At 42.8% G+C, this 2619-nt stretch carries 2 protein-coding genes; both read left to right on the top strand.

The window, feature by feature from the left end:
* On the top strand, positions 1-1404 hold a 1404-nt coding region (locus Q358_RS17630), incomplete at its 5' end, for a lipopolysaccharide biosynthesis protein (RefSeq protein WP_043488468.1).
* Between the two features lie 13 nt (positions 1405-1417).
* On the top strand, positions 1418-2326 hold the full coding sequence (locus Q358_RS18400) for a glycosyltransferase (RefSeq protein WP_084286587.1): 909 nt from the start codon (positions 1418-1420) through the stop codon (positions 2324-2326).
* The last annotated feature ends 293 nt before the right edge of the window (positions 2327-2619 follow it).

Here is a 2619-nt window from a genome sequence, read left to right as displayed (position 1 = left end):
TGGAATCTTGCTAACCTGTTCCTGACACGGGGTGCTAGCACCATTTTCATGCTGTTCCTCGCTCGCATGTTGGCTCCTGATGCGTTTGGCTTGGTAGCGATGGCAACAGTAGTGTTCGAGCTAGCGAATGCTTTTGTCAACTCAGGTCTAGGCGCGGCGCTAATACGTAGCAAGTCTGTGTCAGATGCTGATTTGAATACGGTGTTCTTTACCAACTTAGGGCTCAGCCTGGCCGCCTATACTACAATATTTATCAGTGCCCCATTCATTGCTACTTTCTACAGCCAGCTGGAGTTAGCCGCACTGGTGCAGACGATGGGGCTGGTAGTCTTCATCAACGCGTCAAAAATAGTCCAAATAGCTGTATTTAGCCGGGATATGGACTTCAAAACGCAGATGAAAGCTAATACCCTGGCAACAGTAGTGTCTGGTGTCCTTGCTGTAATAGTAGCTTATCAGGGTTGGGGAGTATGGAGTCTGGTAGTGCAGATGCTTAGCCAAGCAGTCGTATCGGCGCTGGTTCTGTGGATGGCCAGTAACTGGAGGCCTAGCTGGCAATTCTCAATGGAATCATTCTCGCGACTATTTGCTTTTGGTCGAAATTTACTTGCTGAAGGCTTGCTTTCTGTTGCCTACCAAAACTCATATATTTTGGTGATTGGTCGATTTTTTAGTGCGGAGCTGACTGGGCTTTACTTTTTTGCTAAGAAAATCAACAACCTGGTTTCGAAACAGTTAACCGGCGCGGTGCAAAAAACGACTTTCCCAGCGCTTGCCACCTTGCAAGACGATAACGCCACGCTAAAATACAAATATCGTCAGATCATGCAGCTGATGATGTTCCTGATTGCGCCTATCATGATGCTGCTGGCCGCACTGGCACCAACACTGATTAGCCTGGCCTTTGACGAAAAATGGCAAGGCGCAGTGCCCTACCTCCAGCTGTTGTGCATTGTAGGCATGATCTTCCCCCTGCACGCCTTGAATATGAATCTGCTCAACGTAAAAGGGCGCTCCGACCTTGTATTTAAGGTAGGTCTTGTAAAAAAAATGGTTAACTTAACCATGCTGTTCCTGGCCATACGCTACGGCGTGTTAGAAATCGTCATCTCTCAGGTGTTTGCGACATTTCTAGCCCTATTTCCTAATACCTACTTTTCGAACAAGCTCATAGGGTACTCGTTAGATGAGCAGGTTAAAGATGTCATCAAACCCATCTGTGCAGCGGTTTTGGGTGGTGCATCAGCCTGCTACTTGGCGGGTGAGTTTCAAGCACACCAAGCTGTCACTTTGATTCTCTCAGCGCTAGTGGGGTCGGGTGTTTACATAGTTGCCAGTTTTTTGATTAAAGCTGAGGGAGCCCTGATATTGTGGGGCCAAGTATCCAAGCGACTAGGTTATTGAGGAAGTTCTGTTTATGTCAGTAGAGTTTTTGAAAAATGGCGATGTAGTGCCTAAGCCACCTGAACCTAGGTCGGAAGAGGAAATTGTTGCAAGGTGGAGCGTTGACGCTAATCAACCAACTTTGGCAATCTGTTGTATTGTATATAATCATGCTAAATTTATTGCAGACACCTTGAATGGTTTTTTGAATCAGGTAACTAATTTTCCATTTTCTATCATTGTTCATGATGATGCTTCCACTGATGGTACCCAAGAGATTATTAAAAAATACGAAAAGGATTATCCAGGAATAATTAAAACAATATTCCAGGAAGAGAATCTGTATTCTAAAGGCCATCGTGCATTATCTTTTTTTCAAGGTGTTTCAGATGCTAAATATTTAGCAGTTTGTGAAGGAGATGATTACTGGCTAGACTCTACCAAGCTTAAGAAACAGGTGGATTATCTTGAAAAAAATCCTGAATGTGTCATTACGGGGCATGATGCATTTGTCACTGATGAAACAGGGATAGTTGTTAAGCCATCAAAACTGCCAGATGGCCATAAAAGGGATTTTTCATCAGATGAACTTGCAGAAGGAAAAGCATGGATTCTGACCATGTCTTGGGTTTACCGTAATGTGGTAGAAGATTTTGCACCCGAACGTAATATGGTTCGTAATGGTGATAACTTCCTCATATCTATATTAGGGCAGTATGGTGGTAGTCACTACCATCATGATATTAAACCGGCGGCATATCGAATACATGCTGGTGGAGTCTGGTCATCTACATCAGAAGATAAGAAGCTGGATGATCAAATGAATACTTGGTTTTGGATGTATCGATATTATAAGAAGTTAGGGGAAAAAAATTATCTGATATATATTATTCAAAATTTCAAGAAATTGTTTTTAAAAAAGCTTCTTTTTCAGAACTTATAAAAAACTTAATTCCCAAGGCTTTTATAGTTGAAAAAATAAAAATAAAAATTAAACGTATAGTGGGGCCTGAAGGAGTGCTTCGTGTTAAACGGGTGCTGGGTAAAGCATGATCAACATGAGATCGTGATGAATTGCTCGTTAAGCTGGATGTTAAGTGCCTGATCTAAAATTTTCACGTATTATCAGGATCAGAACCTCCGGAGTCTGTCAACATAGTTGCCATATAAAATGACTTCAGCTCTTTAAAATCCTGCGGCCTGTGGCACTGGGTCCCGTTCGGGATTTAGGTGCAC

Origin of the sequence: Halomonas halodenitrificans DSM 735 (assembly GCF_000620045.1) — a bacterium.
Classification (GTDB): domain Bacteria; phylum Pseudomonadota; class Gammaproteobacteria; order Pseudomonadales; family Halomonadaceae; genus Halomonas; species Halomonas halodenitrificans.
The sequence above is the reverse complement of the archived record's forward strand: the minus strand, read 5'-3'. Positions and strand labels throughout refer to the sequence as shown.